This window comes from Pseudomonas sp. 29, from assembly GCF_002754355.1.
Taxonomy (GTDB): domain Bacteria; phylum Pseudomonadota; class Gammaproteobacteria; order Pseudomonadales; family Pseudomonadaceae; genus Aquipseudomonas; species Aquipseudomonas neuropathica.
The window spans coordinates 1,019,971-1,039,145 of sequence record NZ_PEEY01000001.1; the positions used below are offsets into that span (position 1 = coordinate 1,019,971).

Annotated in this window: 14 protein-coding genes; 5 read left to right on the forward strand and 9 right to left on the reverse strand. The window is 59.4% G+C overall.

The features are described from left to right. Positions 1–27 precede the first annotated feature (27 nt). The 7 genes from cmk to mtnA all read right to left on the reverse strand — a co-directional run bounded on the left by cmk (position 28) and on the right by mtnA (position 10,752). Entirely contained in the window at positions 28–717 is a 690-nt protein-coding gene (gene cmk, locus CLU80_RS04730; RefSeq protein ID WP_064391442.1) for a (d)CMP kinase, read from the reverse strand. Then, positions 714–2,921 (reverse strand): bifunctional prephenate dehydrogenase/3-phosphoshikimate 1-carboxyvinyltransferase, encoded by a 2,208-nt coding sequence (locus CLU80_RS04735; RefSeq protein ID WP_256573919.1) that lies wholly within the window; start codon positions 2,919–2,921, stop codon positions 714–716. The genes cmk and CLU80_RS04735 overlap by 4 nt, the downstream gene beginning before the upstream one ends. 28 nt (positions 2,922–2,949) lie before the next feature. Further along, positions 2,950–4,062, reverse strand: a complete 1,113-nt coding sequence (gene hisC / locus CLU80_RS04740) for a histidinol-phosphate transaminase (protein ID WP_099756880.1) — start codon at positions 4,060–4,062, stop codon at positions 2,950–2,952. A gap of 12 nt (positions 4,063–4,074) precedes the next feature. Beyond that, positions 4,075–5,169, reverse strand: coding sequence for a prephenate dehydratase (pheA, locus tag CLU80_RS04745; protein WP_060540878.1), 1,095 nt, complete (start codon positions 5,167–5,169; stop codon positions 4,075–4,077). Then, complete coding sequence (serC, locus tag CLU80_RS04750; protein WP_099756881.1) at positions 5,169–6,254, reverse strand: 3-phosphoserine/phosphohydroxythreonine transaminase; 1,086 nt, start codon at positions 6,252–6,254, stop codon at positions 5,169–5,171. The genes pheA and serC overlap by 1 nt, the downstream gene beginning before the upstream one ends. 223 nt (positions 6,255–6,477) lie before the next feature. Then, positions 6,478–9,252 (reverse strand): DNA gyrase subunit A, encoded by a 2,775-nt coding sequence (gene gyrA / locus CLU80_RS04755; RefSeq protein ID WP_093435302.1) that lies wholly within the window; start codon positions 9,250–9,252, stop codon positions 6,478–6,480. 423 nt (positions 9,253–9,675) lie between these two features. After that, positions 9,676–10,752 (reverse strand): S-methyl-5-thioribose-1-phosphate isomerase, encoded by a 1,077-nt coding sequence (mtnA, locus tag CLU80_RS04760; RefSeq protein ID WP_093435305.1) that lies wholly within the window; start codon positions 10,750–10,752, stop codon positions 9,676–9,678. Positions 10,753–10,860: 108 nt separating this feature from the next. On the opposite strand from mtnA, the gene CLU80_RS04765 reads away from it, so the two are divergent. The 5 genes from CLU80_RS04765 (at position 10,861) to CLU80_RS04785 (ending at position 15,729) form a co-directional block, all read left to right on the forward strand. Continuing rightward, positions 10,861–12,195 carry a TRZ/ATZ family hydrolase gene (locus CLU80_RS04765; RefSeq protein ID WP_099756882.1) on the forward strand — a complete coding sequence of 445 codons (1,335 nt, stop codon included), beginning with the start codon at positions 10,861–10,863 and terminating at the stop codon, positions 12,193–12,195. A 56-nt stretch (positions 12,196–12,251) separates the two neighbouring features. After that, the gene (gene ubiG, locus CLU80_RS04770; protein ID WP_093435309.1) at positions 12,252–12,950 is read left to right on the forward strand and encodes a bifunctional 2-polyprenyl-6-hydroxyphenol methylase/3-demethylubiquinol 3-O-methyltransferase UbiG; all 699 of its coding nucleotides are present in this window, start codon (positions 12,252–12,254) and stop codon (positions 12,948–12,950) included. A gap of 4 nt (positions 12,951–12,954) precedes the next feature. Further along, positions 12,955–13,626: an N-acetylmuramic acid 6-phosphate phosphatase MupP gene (gene mupP, locus CLU80_RS04775; protein WP_093435311.1), complete on the forward strand. Its 672-nt coding sequence runs from the start codon at positions 12,955–12,957 to the stop codon at positions 13,624–13,626. A 72-nt stretch (positions 13,627–13,698) separates the two neighbouring features. Next, the gene (locus CLU80_RS04780; RefSeq protein ID WP_025113079.1) at positions 13,699–14,439 is read left to right on the forward strand and encodes a YciK family oxidoreductase; all 741 of its coding nucleotides are present in this window, start codon (positions 13,699–13,701) and stop codon (positions 14,437–14,439) included. A 363-nt stretch (positions 14,440–14,802) separates the two neighbouring features. After that, entirely contained in the window at positions 14,803–15,729 is a 927-nt protein-coding gene (locus tag CLU80_RS04785; RefSeq protein WP_093435313.1) for a GGDEF domain-containing protein, read from the forward strand. A 134-nt stretch (positions 15,730–15,863) separates the two neighbouring features. On the opposite strand, the gene CLU80_RS04790 is transcribed toward CLU80_RS04785, so the two are convergent. After that, on the reverse strand, positions 15,864–16,625 hold the full coding sequence (locus tag CLU80_RS04790) for an iron-containing redox enzyme family protein (RefSeq protein WP_371857736.1): 762 nt from the start codon (positions 16,623–16,625) through the stop codon (positions 15,864–15,866). Positions 16,626–16,704: 79 nt separating this feature from the next. Further along, complete coding sequence (locus CLU80_RS04795) at positions 16,705–19,164, reverse strand: EAL domain-containing protein (protein ID WP_099756883.1); 2,460 nt, start codon at positions 19,162–19,164, stop codon at positions 16,705–16,707. Between the last annotated feature and the right edge of the window lie 11 nt (positions 19,165–19,175).

The following is a 19,175-nucleotide window of genomic DNA, read 5'->3' on the forward strand; positions in this document are numbered from 1 at the left end:
ATGACTGGTCCCCTGCGGCCTTCTTGGTCACCCGGCGATATCGCGAATGGCGATCTCGCTCATGATGCGTTCAAGCACCTGATCGATGGACAACTCCGTGGAATCCAGCTGTATGGCGTCAGCCGCCGGCTTAAGCGGGGCTACCGCTCGCTGGGTGTCACGCTCGTCGCGTGCACGGATCTCATCTAGCAGACTCGACAGACTAACACCCTCGACTTTGCCCTTCAACTGCAAATATCGACGGCGCGCCCTCTCCTCGGCACTGGCGGTCAGGAAAATCTTCAGCGGTGCATCCGGAAAAACCACTGTGCCCATGTCGCGACCATCGGCCACCAGACCCGGCGCTTCCTGGAAAGCACGCTGGCGCTGCAGCAGCGCCTCGCGTACGGCCGGCAATGCAGCCACTTGCGAAGCGCCGGAGCCGACGCTTTCGGTGCGGATCACATCGCTGACTTCGTCACCTTCCAGAATGATCCGTTGCAACTGACCTTCGGTCGCCGCAATGAACTGAACATCCAGATGAGCGGCAAGCTTCTTCAGCAGCTCTTCATTGGTCAGGTCGACACCATGGTTGTGCGCAGCAAATGCCAGCAAGCGGTACAACGCACCGGAATCCAGCAGGTTCCAGCCCAGACGCTTGGCCAGAATTCCGGCTACGGTGCCTTTGCCCGAGCCGCTTGGCCCATCAATGGTGATGACCGGTGCAATGTTTTTCACGACTGAGCCTCTTGTGCCACACGAATACCGACCTGCCCGCACAGCGCGAGGAAGTTGGGGAACGACGTCGCGACGTTAGCGCAATCATGGATGCGGATCGGTGCGGTGGCGCGCAGGGAGGCCACACTGAAAGCCATCGCGATACGGTGATCGCCGTGACCATGCACTTCGCCGCCGCCAATCTGGCCGCCGTCGATGATGATGCCGTCCGGGGTCGGCTGGCATTTGACGCCCAGCGCCAATAGACCGTCCGCCATGACTTGGATGCGATCCGACTCCTTGACCCGCAGCTCTTCAGCGCCGGTCAGCACAGTGCGTCCTTCGGCACAGGCCGCCGCCACGAACAGCACCGGGAATTCGTCGATGGCCAGCGGAACCAGCTCTTCGGGAATCTCGATACCTTTGAGTTTAGCTGCCCGTACGCGCAGGTCAGCCACAGGCTCGCCGCCGACTTCACGCTGGTTTTCCAGAGTGATGTCCGCACCCATCAGGCGCAGGATGTCGATCACGCCGGTACGGGTCGGGTTGATGCCGACGTGCTCAAGCACCAGTTCCGAACCTTCAGCGATCGATGCTGCGACCAGGAAGAACGCCGACGACGAGATATCGCCCGGCACTTCAATATGGGTCGCAATCAGTTTGCCACCGGACTCAACCGATGCCGTGGCGCCATCAACGCTTACCGAATAACCGAAACCACGCAGCATACGCTCGGTATGGTCGCGAGTCGGAGCCGGCTCGGTCACGGTGGTCTTGCCCTCAGCGTACAGACCGGCGAGCAGCAGGCAGGATTTCACCTGTGCGCTAGCCATCGGCATGGTGTAAGTCAGGCCTTTGAGTTTATGCCCGCCACGAATGGTCATTGGTGGACGACCTTCGGCAGCAGTTTCGATGACCGCGCCCATTTCGCGCAGCGGATTGGCCACGCGGTTCATCGGACGCTTGGACAGCGAGGCATCGCCAGTCAAAACGCTGTCGAAGCTCTGTGCAGCCAACAGGCCGGACAGCAGACGCATCGACGTGCCGGAGTTGCCCAGATAGATCGGGCCCGGCGCCGGTTTCAGGCCGTGCAGGCCGACACCGTGAATGGTCACGCGTCCGTGGTGCGGGCCTTCGATGACTACGCCCATGTCGCGGAATGCCTGCAAGGTCGCCAGGGCGTCTTCGCCCTCAAGGAAACCTTCGACTTCGGTGACGCCTTCGGCCAGCGAGCCGAGCATGATCGAACGGTGGGAAATGGATTTGTCACCCGGTACGCGAATCCGACCGGACAGGCGGCCACCAGGTTGAGCCAGGAAGATCAGATCGTTGGAATTCATAGCGTCCACATAGGCCCTGCGGGCCAGGATTTTACTGAAATGCTCGCGGGCAACCCGGGCGCGCGTGAAGACGCCCAACAATTGGTGCCCATCCCCTGCATCGACCGCGTCGCGCAAAGCGTCGAGGTCGCTGCGAAATGTATCGAGTGTGCGTAGGACAGCCTCGCGGTTGGCGAGGAAGATGTCGTGCCACATCACCGGGTCGCTTCCGGCGATTCTTGTGAAATCGCGGAAACCGCCCGCAGCGTAACGGAAGATCTCAAGATTTTCATTGCGCTTGGCCAAAGAGTCGACCAGACCAAAGGCCAGCAGGTGCGGCAGATGACTGGTCGCGGCCAGCACTTCATCATGACGCTCGACCTGCATATGCTCGACGTCGGCGCCCAACTCGCGCCACAGACGATCGACCACAGCCAACGCCGCCGGATCGGTTTGCTCAAGCGGCGTGAGGATCACTTTGTGGCGACGGAACAGTTCGGCATTGGAGGCTTCCACCCCGCTCTGCTCGGAGCCGGCAATCGGATGGCCCGGCACGAAACGCGCCGGCATGCCGCCAAACGCCTCGGTCGCCGCGCGCACCACATTGCCTTTGGCGCTACCGACATCGGTCAGAATCGCCGCCCCCAGATCAATACTCGCCAAACGCGCGAGCACTTTTTCCATGGCCAGAATCGGCACCGCCAGCTGAATCACGTCAGCGCCCTGACAGGCCACCACCAGATCATCTTCACAACGATCGACCACACCCAACTCGACCGCCAGCTTGCGCGATTGCGGATCGAGATCGACCCCGACCACTTCGCGGCAGATGCCACTTTCACGCAAGCCCTTGGCAAACGAACCACCGATCAACCCCAGACCGACCACCACAAGGCGCCCGATCATAGGTGCAGCAGATTGCAGTGCAGTGACATCACCCACGAGCCAGAACCTTGCGCAGCGCTTCGAGGAAGCGGCTGTTTTCCGCCGGCAGACCAATGGTCACCCGCAGGTGGTTCGGCATGCCGTAGTTGGCCACCGGACGCACGATCACGCCTTCGCGCAGCAAGCCCTGAAATATCGGAGCAGCTACCTGACCGAGATCGACGCAGATAAAGTTGCCTTTGGATTCGATCCAGCTCAGGCCCAGCTCACGGAAACCGGCCTGCAACTGCTGCATGCCTGCCTCGTTGAGTTGACGGCTTTGCGCCAGATATTCCTCATCCTTCAACGCCGCACAGGCTGCCGCCAAGGCGAGGCTGTTGACGTTGAATGGCTGGCGAACACGGTTCAGTACATCAGCCACAACCGGGGTCGACAGACCGTAGCCAACACGCAATGCCGCCAGACCATAGGCCTTGGAGAAGGTACGCGAGACCAACAGATTCGGGTAAGCGGCAAGGAAATCCAGTCCGTCCGGCAGATCACTGCCTTCGGCGTACTCAATGTACGCCTCGTCGAGCACCACCAACACGTGCTCCGGAACATCCTGCAGGAACTCGTCCAGCGCTTCTGCGCCGAACCAGGTACCGGTCGGGTTGTTCGGGTTGGCGATAAATACGACGCGGGTATTGCCATCGATGGCCGCGAGCATCGCAGGCAGATCATGCCCCCAATCCTTGGCCGGCACCACTTTGGCCTGAGCACCGACCGCCTGCGTGGCAATCGGATACACCGCAAAAGCATGTTCGCTGAAAACAGCGTTCAGGCCCGGTGCCAGATAGGCACGCGCGACCAGCTCAAGAATGTCGTTGGAGCCGTTACCCAGAGTGACCTGGCTCAGCTCGACACGGCATTGCTCGGCCAGCAGGGATTTCAGCGCAAAACCGTTGCCATCCGGGTAACGCGTCAGCTCGGCCAGCTCTTCGCGGATGGCCGCCAAGGCTTTCGGACTGGCGCCTAGCGGGTTTTCGTTGCTCGCCAGTTTGACGATTTTGGCCGGATCCAGGTCCAGCTCGCGCGCCAGTTCGTCCACAGGCTTGCCCGGAACGTACGGCGAAAGTTGTTGCACGCCCGGCTGTGCCAGAGCGAGGAAATTGCCACTCATTTGCTACCGCCCTTAGAGAACTGCTTTCGGGTAGGAACCCAGCACTTTGAGTGCTACTGCTTCCTGACTGATCTTTTCCAGCACACCTTTGATCAACGGATCACGGTGGTGGCCGACGAAGTCGATGAAGAACACGTAGGTCCATTTGCCGCTGCGCGACGGACGGGTTTCGATCCGGGTCAGGTCGATCCCGTTGTCATGGAACGGCACCAGCAGCTCGTGGAGCGCACCCGGCTTGTTGCTCATCGAAACGATGATCGAAGTCTTGTCGTCACCGGTCGGCGGTACTTCCTGATTACCGATCATCAGGAAGCGCGTCGAGTTGTCCGGACGGTCTTCGATCTTCTCGGCCAGACGGGTCAGGCCATACAGACTGGCCGCCATATCACCGGCAATCGCTGCCGAGTTCCACTCGCCTTTAACCCGCTTGGCCGCTTCGGCGTTGCTCGATACCGCAACGCGCTCGACATTCGGGTAATGCGCGTCCAGCCACTTGCGGCACTGGGCCAGCGACTGCGCGTGGGAATAGATACGGCTGATACTGTCGGTCTTGGTGTTTTCACCAACCAACAGGTGATGGTGAATGCGCAGCTCGACTTCGCCACAGATAACCATGTCGTGCTCGAGGAAGCTGTCCAGCGTGTGGTTGACCGCGCCTTCGGTGGAGTTTTCCACCGGCACCACGCCAAAATTCACCGCACCGGCTGCCACTTCACGGAACACTTCGTCGATCGCCGCCATCGGCTTGCTGATCACCGCGTGACCGAAGTGCTTCATGGCTGCAGCCTGGGTGAAGGTGCCTTCAGGGCCGAGGTAAGCCACTTTCAGCGGCTGCTCCAGCGCCAGGCACGAGGACATGATTTCGCGGAACAACCGCGCCATCTCTTCGTTGCCCAGCGGTCCCTGATTGCGCTCCATCACACGCTTGAGCACCTGAGCTTCGCGCTCAGGACGATAGAACACCGGCACTTCGCCTTCGGCCAGCGAGGCCATCTTTACTCGCGCGACTTCCTGGGCGCAACGCGCACGCTCACTGATCAGCTCAAGGACTTTGGTGTCCAGAGCGTCAATACGAACGCGCAGTGCCTTGAGTTCTTGCTCGGACATCAGCCGTGTTCCTTCTCGAATTCAGCCATGTACGCCACCAGCGCGTTAACGGCGGTGATGTCGACGGCGTTGTAGATGGAGGCGCGCATGCCGCCCACGGAGCGGTGGCCCTTCAGATTGAGCAAGCCGCGCTCGTCGGCACCGACCAGGAACGGCTTGTCCAGACGATCATCAGCCAGACGGAACGGCACGTTCATCCACGAGCGATCCGACTTGTTGATCGGGTTGCTGTAGAGGCCGCTGGCGTCGATGAAGTCGTACAGCGTGCGCTGTTTGACGTCATTCAGTTTGGCGATCGCTTCGACACCACCCTGCTCTTTCAACCACTGGAACACCAGACCGGACAGGTACCAGGCCAGGGTCGGCGGGGTGTTGTACATCGAGCCATTATCTGCTGCGACTTTGTAGTCGAGCATGGTCGGGCACAGCGAGCGCGCCTTGCCGAGCAGGTCTTCGCGGATGATGTTGACGACGATGCCGCTCGGGCCGATGTTTTTCTGTGCGCCGGCGTAGATCATGCCGAAACGCGAGATGTCGACCGGACGCGAGAGGATGTCCGAAGACATGTCCGCTACCAACGGCACGTCACCGGTTTCCGGGATCCACTGGAATTCCAGACCGCCGATGGTTTCGTTCGGCGCGTAGTGAACGTAAGCGGCGTCTTTCGACAGTTTCCACTCGTTCTGGCCCGGGATGGCGAAATAGTCGTAAGGCTTGGCGGTGGCGGCAACATTGACGTGACCGTAGCGCGAGGCTTCTTCGATGGCTTTCTGCGACCAGATACCGGTGTCGATATAGTCGGCCGAGCCGTTTTCCGGCAGCAGGTTCAGTGGAATCTGCGCGAATTGCTGGCTGGCGCCACCTTGCAGAAACAGCACTTTGTAGTTCGACGGGATATTCAGCAGGTCACGCAGATCCTGCTCGGCCTGAGTGGCGATGGACACGAACTCATCGCTGCGATGGCTCATTTCCATGACCGACAGACCCTTGCCGTGCCAATCAAGGAGTTCACCCTGGGCACGTTGCAGGACAGCTTCAGGAAGCGCCGCAGGACCGGCGCAGAAGTTATAGGCTCGCTTGCTCACATCCAATCTCGCTCTGATTTGGTGGTATCACATATCAGTCGGCGCTGATTTTATGTGGGAGCGAGCTTGCTCGCGAAGGCGGACTGACATTCAACAACGATGTCGCCTGATACTCCGCCTTCGCGAGCAAGCTCGCTCCCACATGGATCTTCATGGGCGCCGAAATTTCATACCGGACAAATAACAAGGGGGCGAATTCTCATCCGCCCCCTCGTTTGTCCGCTTATTCTTGCGGTTCTTCGTCTGCTGCGGCGTCGAGTTGCTGGTCTTCGGCAGCATCGTCGATCACGACATTGCCTTCGAACTCCTCGCCCTCTTCACCCTCAAGCTCTTCACCTTCAACTTCCGAAGGCTCCTGAACCCGCTCCAGCCCAACCAGGGTTTCATCCTTGGCCAGCTTGATCAGTGTGACGCCCTGAGTGTTACGACCCAGGCTCGACACTTCGTCGACACGGGTACGCACCAGAGTGCCCTGATCGGAGATCAGCATGATTTCTTCACCGTCCTGCACCTGAACCGCGCCGACCAGACGGCCGTTACGCTCGTTGCTGACCATGGCGATAACGCCCTGACCGCCACGCTTGTATTCAGGGAACTCGGTGATCGCCGTACGCTTGCCGTAGCCGCGCTCGGAAGCAGTGAGAATCTCGCTGCCTTCTTCTGGAATCAGCATGGAGATCAGCTTCTGCCCTTCTGGCAGACGCATGCCACGCACACCGCGGGCGGTACGGCCCATGGCGCGAACTTCGGATTCCTTGAAGCGAGTCACTTTGCCGCCGTCGGAGAACAGCATGATTTCCTGCTCGCCATCGGTAATGGCGGCGGAGATCAGGATGTCGCCTTCGTCCAGTTCCAGCGCGATCAGACCAACGCTGCGCTGACGGCTGAAGGCCACCAGCGGGGTCTTCTTCACGGTACCGTTGGCGGTCGACATGAAGATGAACGGGGCTTTCTTGCGGTCAGCAGCCTTGATGCGAGCACGACGTTCTTCATCGGTCTCGTTGCTGTTTTCGATTTCTTCTACATCAGCCTCGGCGCCTTCGGCTTCTTCTTCATCGGCCTGACGCTTCATGGCTTCGAGATCGACCGGCAGCATGGTGGTGATGTATTCACCTTCGCTCAATGGCAGAAGGTTGACCAGCGGACGACCACGGGCGGCGCGGGACGCTTCCGGAATTTCGTAGGTCTTGAGCCAGTAAACCTTGCCTTTGCTGGAGAACAGCAGCAGCGTGGTGTGGCTGTTGGCAACCAGCAGGTGAGCGATGTAGTCCTCATCCTTGACGCCGGTGGCCGACTTGCCTTTACCGCCACGACGCTGAGCCTGGTACGCAGCCAGTGGCTGGGTCTTGGCGTAGCCACCGTGGGAGATGGTCACGACGCGCTCTTCTTCCGGGATCATGTCACCCAGGGTCAGGTCGAGACGGGCATCGAGAATTTCGGTGCGGCGCTGGTCGCCGTATTCGGCGCGGATCACTTCCAGCTCTTCGCGGATCACTTCCATCAGGCGCACGGCGCTGTTGAGGATGCGGATCAGCTCGCCGATCTGGTTGAGAATCTCTTGATACTCGGCCAGCAGTTTTTCGTGTTCCAGACCGGTCAGACGGTGCAGACGCAGTTCCAGAATGGCTTGCGCCTGTTCTGGCGACAGGAAGTACTTGCCTTCACGCAGACCGTATTGCGGATCGAGGTTTTCCGGACGGCACGAATCGGCACCGGCACGCTCAACCATCGCCACCACTGCCGAGGATTCCCACGGCGTGCTGACCAGCGCTTCTTTGGCTTCCGACGGCGTCGGCGAAGCCTTGATCAGGGCGATGACCGGGTCGATGTTCGACAGGGCAACGGCCTGGCCTTCGAGGATATGACCACGCTCGCGCGCCTTGCGCAGTTCGAACACGGTACGGCGGGTGACCACTTCGCGACGGTGACGGACGAAGGCTTCCAGCAGATCCTTGAGGTTCAGGATGCGTGGACGGCCGTCGATCAGCGCAACGATGTTGATGCCGAATACCGATTGCAGCTGGGTCTGGGCGTAGAGGTTGTTGAGGATCACCTCAGGCACTTCGCCGCGACGCAGTTCGATCACGACGCGCATACCGTCCTTGTCGGACTCGTCGCGCAGTTCGGTGATGCCTTCGAGCTTCTTCTCTTTGACCAGCTCGGCGATCTTCTCGATCAGACGCGCCTTGTTCAACTGGTAAGGGAGTTCGGTGATGACGATCTGCTGACGGCCACCGACCTTGTCGATGTCTTCGATAATCGAGCGGGCACGCATGTAAATACGGCCACGACCGGTACGGTAGGCTTCGATAATGCCGGCGCGACCGTTGATGATCGCGGCGGTCGGGAAGTCCGGACCGGGGATGTATTGCATCAGTTCATCGACGGTCAGCTCAGGATTGTCGATGAGCGCCAGGCAACCGTCGATGACTTCACCGAGGTTGTGCGGCGGAATGTTGGTCGCCATGCCCACGGCGATACCGCTGGAGCCGTTGACCAGCAGATTGGGGATACGGGTCGGCATGACCGCCGGGATCATTTCGGTGCCGTCGTAGTTCGGCACCCAGTCCACGGTTTCCTTGTGCAGGTCAGCCAGCAGCTCGTGCGCCAGCTTGGTCATGCGCACTTCGGTGTATCGCATGGCCGCAGCGTTGTCGCCGTCGACCGAACCGAAGTTGCCCTGACCGTCTACCAGCAGGTAGCGCAGGGAGAAAGGCTGGGCCATACGAACGATGGTGTCGTACACCGCGGTATCACCGTGCGGGTGATACTTACCGATCACGTCGCCGACAACACGGGCAGATTTCTTGTACGGCTTGTTGAAGTCGTTGCCCAGCTCGCTCATCGCGAACAGTACGCGACGGTGCACGGGCTTGAGGCCATCGCGCGCATCCGGCAGTGCACGGCCGACGATCACGCTCATCGCGTAGTCGAGGTAGGACTGTTTCAGCTCGTCTTCGATATTGACCGGGAGGATTTCTTTGGCCAGTTCGCCCATGAGAAGCCTGATTCCTTTTTCTGGTGAAACTTCGTCATATCCATATGGGACCAACGAAGCTCGTCGGGGCAGACCGAGTGCCATGCACCGACTTACGACAAATCAACATTGGATCGCGGATTTGCGCAGTAAAGACAGCTCCGTGGAGCTGCCTCGGAAAACGCCGGATGTTATCACAAGAGCCGCCACGCACCTATCCCCCTGATGCGCATGGAGCATAGTTAGTTGACCGGTGACAGGCTTAACGGGGACGAGAGAGGCTCAGAGCTTCTTTGAATGCAGAATTGGGGCTTGGTTTAGCGATGTTTATTGACATTTAGGGCCCCTTCGCGAGCAGGCTCGCTCCCACAGGGTTCTGTGGCGCTCACAAAACCTGTGGGAGCGAGCCTGCTCGCGAAGAGGACAACGCAGACATCAAGCCAATCAATGCAGGCGTTTGCGGCACATCAACTGGGCCATTTTCGCGGTATCCGGGCGCTCGACGATGCCTTTTTCGGTGACGATCGCATCGATCAGGTCGGCCGGCGTCACGTCAAATACCGGGTTGAACGCTTCAACGTCCGCGCCGACGCGCTTGCCACCCACTTCGAGCAACTCGGCGCCATCACGCTCCTCGATCGGGATGTCGTCACCGCTGGCCAGATTCATGTCGATGGTCGAACTTGGCGCCACCACCATGAAACGCACGCCGTGGTGCATGGCGTTGACCGCCAGTTGGTAGGTGCCGATCTTGTTGGCCACGTCACCGTTGGCGGTGATGCGGTCCGCACCGACGATCACCCAGGTCACGCCTTTGGTTTTCATGATGTGCGCAGCGGCGGAGTCGGCATTCAGGGTGACCGGAATGCCTTCGTTGGCCAGTTCCCAAGCGGTCAGGCGCGAACCCTGCAGCCACGGACGGGTTTCATCGGCGTAAACGCGCTCGACCATGCCTTCCAGATAAGCCGCGCGAATCACCCCCAGCGCCGTACCGAACCCGCCGGTAGCCAGCGCACCGGTGTTGCAGTGAGTCAGAATCGCCTGCGCATTGCCCTGGTGCTTGCGGATCAGGTCAACGCCGAGCTGGGCCATGGTCAGGTTGGCTTCGCGGTCGCTTTCATGAATGGCAATGGCTTCGGCTTCCAGCGCCGCCAACGGGTCGGCGTTGCCTTTCAGACGATCCAGTCGATCGTGCATCCGGCCCAACGCCCAGAACAGATTGACTGCGGTCGGACGAGAATCGGCCAGCAAGGCGAAATCTTCTTCCAGCGCCGCAGCCCAGTCGCCACCTTCGGTCAGACGGGCACGGGCCGCCAGCACAATGCCATAGGCTGCGCTGATGCCGATGGCCGGCGCACCGCGCACCACCATCGAACGAATCGCCTCGGCCACGCCGGCGGCGCTGGTGTAGGCAATCCAGGTTTCCTCGAACGGCAAAATACGCTGATCCAGCAGGTGGAGCGCGCCATCTCGCCAATCGATGGCCTTTACTTTCTCCGCAGCCAACAGTCGATCGCGCATCCCTCACCCCGCACTCATGAACAAAAGCCGCCGATTATAGCGATCCCCCCGCGAAGACGCTCGGGTATACTTCGCCATCCTTTACAAAAGCACTGGAACCGCCCCTCGATGCCGAAACCTGCCATTGCGCTCGACTTATTATTGCTGCCGACCTGGCTGGTACCCGTCGAACCTGCAGGCGTTGTGCTCAAGGAGCACGGCCTGGGCATTCGCGACGGTCGCATCGTGTTTATCGGCCCGCGCGCCGAAGCATTGAAGTGTAACGCCACAGAAACCCGGGAATTGCCGGATGTGCTGCTCGCCCCCGGCCTGATCAACGCGCACGGTCACGCGGCGATGACGCTGTTTCGTGGCCTGGCCGATGATTTGCCGCTGATGACCTGGCTGGAAAATCACATCTGGCCGGCCGAGGCCAAGTGGGTCGATGAAGATTTCGTTCGCGATGGGACTGATTTGGCTATCGCCGAGCAGATCAAGGGCGGCATCACCTGTTTCTCGGACATGTATTTCTACCCGAAAGTCGCCAGCGAGCGCGTGCACAACAGCGGCATTCGCGCGCAGATCGCCATTCCAATCCTTGATTTCCCGATTCCGGGCGCCAGCAGCGCCGATGAAGCCATTCGTCAGGGCGTCGAGTTGTTCGGCGATCTCAAGCACCATGAACGGATCAAGATCACCTTCGGCCCCCATGCACCGTACACCGTCGGTGACGAAAACCTCGAGAAAATCCGCGTGATTGCCGAGGAGCTGGACGCCTCGATCCATATGCACGTGCACGAAACCGCTTTCGAAGTTCAGCAAGCGCTGGAGCAGCGCGGTGAACGTCCGCTCGCGCGCCTCGGTCGTCTGGGCCTGCTCGGCCCGCGCTTCCAGGCCGTGCACATGACCCAGATCAGCGATGACGACCTGACGTTGCTGGTAGAAAGCAACACCAGCGTGATCCACTGCCCGGAATCGAACCTGAAACTCGCCAGCGGCTTCTGCCCGGTCGAGCGTTTGTGGCAGGCTGGCGTCAACGTGGCCGTTGGCACCGATGGCGCCGCCAGCAATAACGATCTGGATCTGCTCGGCGAAACCCGTACCGCTGCACTGCTGGCCAAAGCCGTCGCCGGCTCGGCCACTGCTCTGGATGCCCATCGAGCACTGCGCATGGCCACGCTGAATGGCGCGCGCGCACTGGGGATCGAGGCGCAAGTCGGCTCGCTGGAAATTGGCAAAGCTGCCGACATCGTCGCTTTCGACCTGTCCGGCCTGGCCCAGCAACCGGTATATGACCCGGTCTCGCAGCTTATATATGCCACCGGTCGCGATTGCGTGAAACACCTGTGGGTCGCCGGCAAGCAACTGCTCGACGACCGCCGCCTGACGCGCATGGACGAAGAGCAACTGGGCGCCACCGCCCGGACCTGGGGCCAGCGCATCAGCGGCCACACCGAATCGTAAACACCTTGGCGCAAACGCCAGGGCTACAGCACTTTTAAAGTTTTAGAGGATTAAACATGAGCAACGTCGACCACGCTGAAATCGCCAAATTCGAAGCCTTGGCCCATCGCTGGTGGGACCGCGAAAGCGAGTTCAAACCACTGCACGACATCAACCCGCTGCGGGTCAACTGGATTGACGAGCGGGTCAATCTGGCCGGCAAGAAAGTCCTCGACGTCGGTTGCGGCGGCGGCATCCTCAGCGAAGCCATGGCGCAACGCGGTGCCACGGTGATGGGCATCGACATGGGCGAAGCGCCGCTGGCGGTCGCGCAACTGCATCAACTGGAATCCGGCGTCAGCGTTGAGTACCGCCAGATCACCGCCGAAGCCCTGGCCGAAGAAATGCCGGAGCAGTTTGACGTGGTCACGTGCCTGGAAATGCTCGAGCACGTGCCGGATCCGTCGTCAGTGATCCGCGCCTGCTTCCGCATGGTCAAGCCGGGCGGTCAGGTGTTCTTCTCGACCATCAACCGCAACCCGAAGGCCTACCTGTTCGCCATCATCGGCGCTGAATACATCATGAAGCTGCTGCCGCGCGGCACCCACGATTTCAAGAAATTCATCCGCCCGTCCGAGCTGGGTGCCTGGAGCCGCATGGCCGGCCTGACCGTCAAAGACATCATCGGCCTGACCTACAACCCGCTGACCAAGCACTACAAACTGGCCAGCGACGTTGACGTCAACTACATGATCCAGACCCTGCGCGAGGAGTAAGCCGATGGCGATCAGAGCAGTTCTTTTCGACATGGACGGCACCCTGCTCGACACGGCGCCGGACTTCATCGCCATCTGCCAGGCCATGCGTGCAGATCGCGGCTTGCCGCCGATCAACGACAAGCACATCCGCGACGAGATTTCCGGTGGCGCCAAAGCCATGGTCGCGGTGACGTTTTCGATGGACCCGGAGTCGCCGGGCTTCGAAGAACTGCGTCTGGAGTTCCTTGAGCGCTATCTGGTTGGCTGCGCCGTGCACAGCAAACTGTTTGACGGCATGGGTGAACTGCTGGCCGATATCGAAAAGGCCAAGCTGATCTGGGGCGTGGTCACCAACAAGCCACTGCGCTTTGCCGAGCCGATCATGCAGCAACTGGGATTGGCTGAGCGTTCGGCCTTGCTGATCTGCCCGGATCACGTGAAGAACAGCAAGCCGGATCCGGAGCCGTTGATCCTTGCGTGCAAGATGCTTGATCTGGATCCGGCGACGGTGCTGTTTGTCGGCGATGATCTGCGTGATATCGAATCGGGGCGCGATGCCGGTACGAAAACGGCAGCGGTGACGTTCGGCTACATCCACCCGGACGACAACCCGCGGCATTGGGGGGCGGACGTGGTGGTGGATCATCCGTCGGAGCTGCGCAAGGTGCTCGATAGCGCGCTTTGCAGTTGCTGAGACCTGACGCAGAGCGTCATTGGCTGCATTCCCACGCAGAGCGTGGGAACGATCTGACTTGATGAGGTTTTTATGTTTGATTATTCCGCTCGCCCCGAATTGCTCAAGGATCGGGTCATTCTGGTCACCGGTGCCGGTCGCGGGATCGGCGCGGCAGCCGCAAAAACCTACGCCGCCCATGGCGCTACGGTATTGCTGCTGGGCAAAACCGAAGCGAACCTGACGCAGGTGTATGACGAGATCGAGGCTGCCGGGCATCCGCAACCCGCCGTGATTCCGTTCAATCTCGAAACCGCCCTGCCCCATCAGTACGATGAGCTGGCCGCGATGATCGAGACCGAGTTCGGCCACCTCGACGGCCTGCTGCACAACGCTTCGATCATCGGCCCGCGCACGCCGATCGAACAGTTGTCCGGTGAAAACTTCATGCGCGTCATGCAAGTCAACGTCAACGCCATGTTCATGCTGACCAGCACCCTGCTGCCGCTGCTCAAGCTGTCGCAGGATGCCTCGGTGGTGTTCACCTCCAGCAGCGTCGGGCGCAAGGGCCGTGCGTACTGGGGCGCTTATGGCGTATCGAAGTTCGCCACCGAAGGCTTGATGCAAACCCTGGCCGATGAAGTCGACGGTGTCGCGCCGGTACGCTCCAACAGCATCAACCCGGGCGGCACGCGCACCAGCATGCGCGCCCAGGCGTATCCGGGGGAAAACCCGCTGAACAACCCGACACCGGAAGAAATCATGCCGGTCTACCTGTACCTGATGGGCCCGGACAGCACCGGCATCAATGGCCAGGCCTTCAACGCGCAATAACTGCCATACGTCGCTTTTGTTGCCGCGGCAGATTCCTGTCGCGGCATGCATTTGCCGCTGGCGACTGTCATATTTCAGTCAATTTTCCACCGCGCCCCTCCCCCTTGATCAACCAACTTATTGATTCCAAACGGTTTAAATAAAACCGAACCGAATGGCACGACTTTCGCTCTAAATATCCTCAAAGCATGCCGTGTGAAGGCAGTGGGGCAAGGCCGATTTCGATAGCTGACTAATCGTCTTCAGGCAGACTAAACTTACGCCAAATGTCCTACGGGACTGATGGATCAGTATGACGCGCAGCCCATAGCCGCTCTCACCCAGCCTGTAAGACAGACTTACTGCTTTAGGGGCTCACGCCATATGAAATCACCCTCCCAGACCAATGCAATTGACTTTGACAGTGCCAAATTGCAACGCCTGGGCTTTGGTCAGCTGCCTCCCCTTCTGGAGCGACCGGCCAGTCTTGCGCAATTGCGCCAGCAAATGAGCCTGCAACTGCAAACCAGCCTCGAGCCGCAACGCATCCTCGGTCTGTTTTTCCGCGAAGTTCAGCGTCTCGTGCCCCTGGACGCGCTTAGCTACGTGCATCAGGGCAGTGACCTGCGTCTGGAGTTCGGTGCCCGCGGCCACCACTCGATCAGCTATACCCTGAGCCACGAAGGCGAGCACATGGGCGAACTGGTGTTCCGTCGCAATCAGCGCTTCAACGACAAGGAACAAGGTCAACTGGAGTCGTTACTGTCATCCTTGCTGTACCCGATGCGCAACGCGCTGCTTTATCGCGAGGCGACTCAGAGTGCCCTGCGCGATCCGCTGACCGGCGCCGGTAACCGCATCGCCATGGAGCAAACCCTGCAGCGGGAGATCGATATGTCCCGCCGGCATCAACAACCGTTGTCGCTGCTGATGCTGGATATCGACCACTTCAAACGGGTCAACGACAGCCATGGCCACAGCGCCGGCGATGACGTGCTTAAAGCCATCGCGGCGACAATCAAGGCGCAACTGCGCAACGTCGACATGGTGTTCCGTTACGGTGGTGAGGAGTTTCTGGTGCTGCTGTCCAACACCAGCCGGGATGCGGCGGCAATGGTCGGCGAACGCCTTCGTTATGCGACGCAGGCGGCCGAATACTATGCCGATGGACAGTTGATTGAATTGACGGTGAGCCTGGGATGTTCGACGTTGTTGCCGGGCGAATCGGCTGACAGCTTGCTGCGGCGCGCCGACAGTGCGTTGTATGTGGCCAAGCGTGAAGGTCGCAACCGCCTGGCGATGGCGGGCTAAGCCTTTCAGGCAACACAAAACAGTGTGGGAGCGAGCCTGCTCGCGAATGCGATCTGACATTCAACCATGAGTTGACTGGCATACCGCTTTCGCGAGCAGGCTCGCTCCCACATTGGTATTGCGTGAGGCTTGAATCAGCTCTCGACTACCGCCCTGCGCTCTCGGTTGACCAGCAAGCGTTCCGACGTCTCCAGTTGCATGCAACGCTCCAGAAACAGATACATGTAGTCATAGCTCTTGCAGACGGCCTGACGCAACTCGGCCTGCAAGGCCTTGCTCGGGTTCATCCCGGCCAGGGTGCAGATGATTTCCAGCGCCTCCCACGGATGGGCATCGTCGTACTGGGCATGCATCTTCAACCACTTCATCGCGCGCTTGCGATCCTCTTCGGGAAACGCTGCGGCATACACGCCGGTGGAGCAGACCAGCGCCGACCACTCCCCGGTCGCGCCTTCGATGGCATAGTTGGTGGCCGCGATGGCCACAATCAACGAATCGGCTGAGCTGGTGTGCCAGCACCAATGACTCAAGGCATGCAGTTCGGGCGGCACATGTTGGGCCTGAAGGTCTTCCAGACTGACGCCATGTGCACGACTCCAGTGCACCCAATAATCCGCATGATTGAGTTCAACGCGGATATTGCGCATCAGCCAGCGCCGCGCCATATCTTCGCCCGGATGCCGGGCAAACCTGGTTTTGGTGAGATTCTGCGCCATGTACAACGCAAACTGCTCAACCACCGGCCAGCCCCCGATCAGGTACTGACGCATGGTTCTGGCGCTGAGCTTGTTATCACGCATGCGCAGGTAAAGTTCATGTTCGACAACCCGGCGCTTGCTCTCGCTGCAATCCTCAATGAGCTGTTGTGCCCAGGCAGGATAACTTGCAGCTTCCATGAGTGGTCCGGTTCGGTTGAATGTGTCGATCACTGTTCGGCTCCTTTTGATTTGTGATTGTAAGGATCGGCGAGAGACTTCAACGGAACGTGCCAGGCGCTTTGAATAACAGCGGGTGCGGTCTGGCGGGCCGACTTTGCAAACTGTCGCAGGTAAACAACTGTGGGCGTTCTATAACATAACCCTGAGCGTAATCCACACCAATTTCAAGCAGGGCCTGCTCGATCTGGGTTGTTTCAACAAACTCGGCAATTGTCTTTTTACCCATGACATGCCCGATGTGATTGATCACTTCGACCATTGCGCGGTTAATCGGGTCGTCCAGCATATCCTTTACGAAACTCCCGTCGATCTTCAGGAAGTCTACAGGCAAATGTTTCAGATAAGCGAATGAAGACATTCCGGCGCAAAAATCATCTAACGAAAAATAGCAACCTAAGCCTTTGAGTTCATTAATAAATCTTATTGCACTGCCCAGATTTGAAATTGCACTGGTTTCTGTAATTTCAAAACAAATCATTTCAGGCGGTATTGCATAGTTAACAAACTGTTCCCGCAGAAAGTGCAAAAACGCGTCATCTCCTATAGTAATGCCTGACAGATTAATCGCACACATTGCTAAAGGTTGTTGATGTTCTTGGGCAATACATTGAGCAATAACCTTAAATACATTCTGAACTACCCAACGATCCAGTTGACTCATCAAACCATAGCGCTCGGCGGCGGGAATGAAACTGTCCGGCAGAATCATCCGCCCGGCTTCATCGTGCAGACGCAGCAGAATCTCGATATGCCCACCGTTGTTGTCACCCGACTTGAGCGGAGCGATTTCCTGGGCGTACAGACAAAAACGGTTTTCCTCCAGGGCCATGTGCAAGCGTTGCACCCAGGCCATCTCACCAAAGCGCAGGGACAGTTCGGAATCGTCAGCGTGATAAACCTGCACGCGGTTGCGGCCCTTTTCCTTGGCCATGTAACAGGCCATATCTGCGGCACGCAATGAGGCTTCGAGGGTCGTCGGGATTTGTGCGATATGCACCAGACCAATGCTCACCGTGGTCAGGAACGGCCGCCCCTTCCAGACAAAGTGCAGATTCTGCACAGTCTGACGCAGCGCCTCGGCAATCTTTTCCGCCGCGTCCGGCGCGCAGTTCTCCAGCAAAATACCGAACTCATCACCACCCAGTCGCGCCAGCGTATCGCCCTCGCGCAGTCCGGACTGCAGCAGCGTACATATGTGCCGCAACAACTCATCGCCGGCGGCATGGCCGCAGGTGTCGTTGACCAGTTTGAATTGATCAAGATCGAGGAACATCAGCGCATGCCGCCCGGTATGGCGGGTGAGATTGTGCAGCGCCTGCTCCAGGCGATATTCGAACTCGCGACGGTTAGCCAGCCCGGTCAGCGCGTCATGGGTGGCCTGCCACGACAGATTGGCGATGTATTGCCGTTCCTGGGTCATGTCGTGCAACACCAGCACCGTGCCACTGACCTTTCCGGCATTACGGATCGGCGCGCCGACCAAGGTCACCGACAATGTCGTGCCATCAAGGCGCTGGATCAGCTTCGAGTGCTCGCTGCCGCCACTGAGCTTGCCGCTGAGAATGTGCTCGATCAGGGTCAGCCCTTCGGACTGGGCGTTGTCGTCGAGCAGATTGAACAATGCCGCCAGCGGCAAACCCGCCGCCTGTTCGGCTTTCCAGTGGGTCATGGCTTCAGCGGCCGGGTTCATGTAATCGATAGCGCCGCTGACGTCGGTGGTAATGACGCCATCACCGATCGAATGCAAGGTAACGTGCGCCCGATCCTTCTCCAGTTGCAGCGCCTCGGCAAAGGCATGGCGCTGTTTGAGCAACTTGTGCGTGCGCCACAGGGCCAGCACGATCAGCCCCAGCGCTGTGGCGAGATTGGTCAACAGCAGCAGCCGCAGGATCATCCGCGAGCCTTCGCCCAAGGCATCACTGAAGGCTTTCGCGGCCGGGGTCACGCCATCGTTGATGGCAAAAATGCGTGCCTTCCAACCCTGGATATCGGCGCTGCTGGCGGTGTTTTGCGAAATGCTGCGGTGCATCTCCTGCGCCACGTCATCCAGCTCGACCAGATAGGCGTCACCGACCGTCCAGCGGTCAATTGCGGTTTCCAGATAACTGAAATGGCGGAAGTTGAGGTACAGCCAGATCAGGCTGGAAACATCGTCCGGGTGGTTGCCACCCTTGAGAATGCCTTCGCGCGCCGCGGCCAGATCCGGCGGTTGATGATCCAGCGCCAGGCGCAACTGATGCCCGCCTTGCGGCACACCGATCGCAGTGCGGTACTTGAGGAAAATCGCCTCGTCACGGCTGTCGGCGTAGAGATTGAGGTAGTAAATCGCGTCTTTCTGGCCCTTGGACCAGAGGCTTTCACCAGCGACGTAACCGCGAACCGCCGAGAGCACGTAAAGACTCACGCCGCCCAATAACGCTTGAAACAACACGACGGCAATAAATGGCCAGACGATGCCCAACAACCGTGGCGTTCCGAGAGTCCGCTTTTGCTTCATGAGATCCCTTG

Bases quoted from the DNA above. Each gene is read 5' to 3' on its own strand.
- CLU80_RS04765 (WP_099756882.1), top strand. From the start codon at position 10,861: ATGCCGAAACCTGCCATTGCGCTCGACTTATTATTGCTGCCGACCTGG.
- CLU80_RS04790 (WP_371857736.1), bottom strand. From the start codon at position 16,625: ATGGAAGCTGCAAGTTATCCTGCCTGGGCACAACAGCTCATTGAGGAT.
- CLU80_RS04780 (WP_025113079.1), top strand. From the start codon at position 13,699: ATGTTTGATTATTCCGCTCGCCCCGAATTGCTCAAGGATCGGGTCATT.
- CLU80_RS04735 (WP_256573919.1), bottom strand. From the start codon at position 2,921: ATGATCGGGCGCCTTGTGGTGGTCGGTCTGGGGTTGATCGGTGGTTCG.
- CLU80_RS04795 (WP_099756883.1), bottom strand. From the start codon at position 19,164: ATGAAGCAAAAGCGGACTCTCGGAACGCCACGGTTGTTGGGCATCGTC.
- mtnA (WP_093435305.1), bottom strand. From the start codon at position 10,752: ATGCGCGATCGACTGTTGGCTGCGGAGAAAGTAAAGGCCATCGATTGG.
- CLU80_RS04785 (WP_093435313.1), top strand. From the start codon at position 14,803: ATGAAATCACCCTCCCAGACCAATGCAATTGACTTTGACAGTGCCAAA.
- ubiG (WP_093435309.1), top strand. From the start codon at position 12,252: ATGAGCAACGTCGACCACGCTGAAATCGCCAAATTCGAAGCCTTGGCC.
- mupP (WP_093435311.1), top strand. From the start codon at position 12,955: ATGGCGATCAGAGCAGTTCTTTTCGACATGGACGGCACCCTGCTCGAC.
- pheA (WP_060540878.1), bottom strand. From the start codon at position 5,169: ATGTCCGAGCAAGAACTCAAGGCACTGCGCGTTCGTATTGACGCTCTG.
- gyrA (WP_093435302.1), bottom strand. From the start codon at position 9,252: ATGGGCGAACTGGCCAAAGAAATCCTCCCGGTCAATATCGAAGACGAG.
- hisC (WP_099756880.1), bottom strand. From the start codon at position 4,062: ATGAGTGGCAATTTCCTCGCTCTGGCACAGCCGGGCGTGCAACAACTT.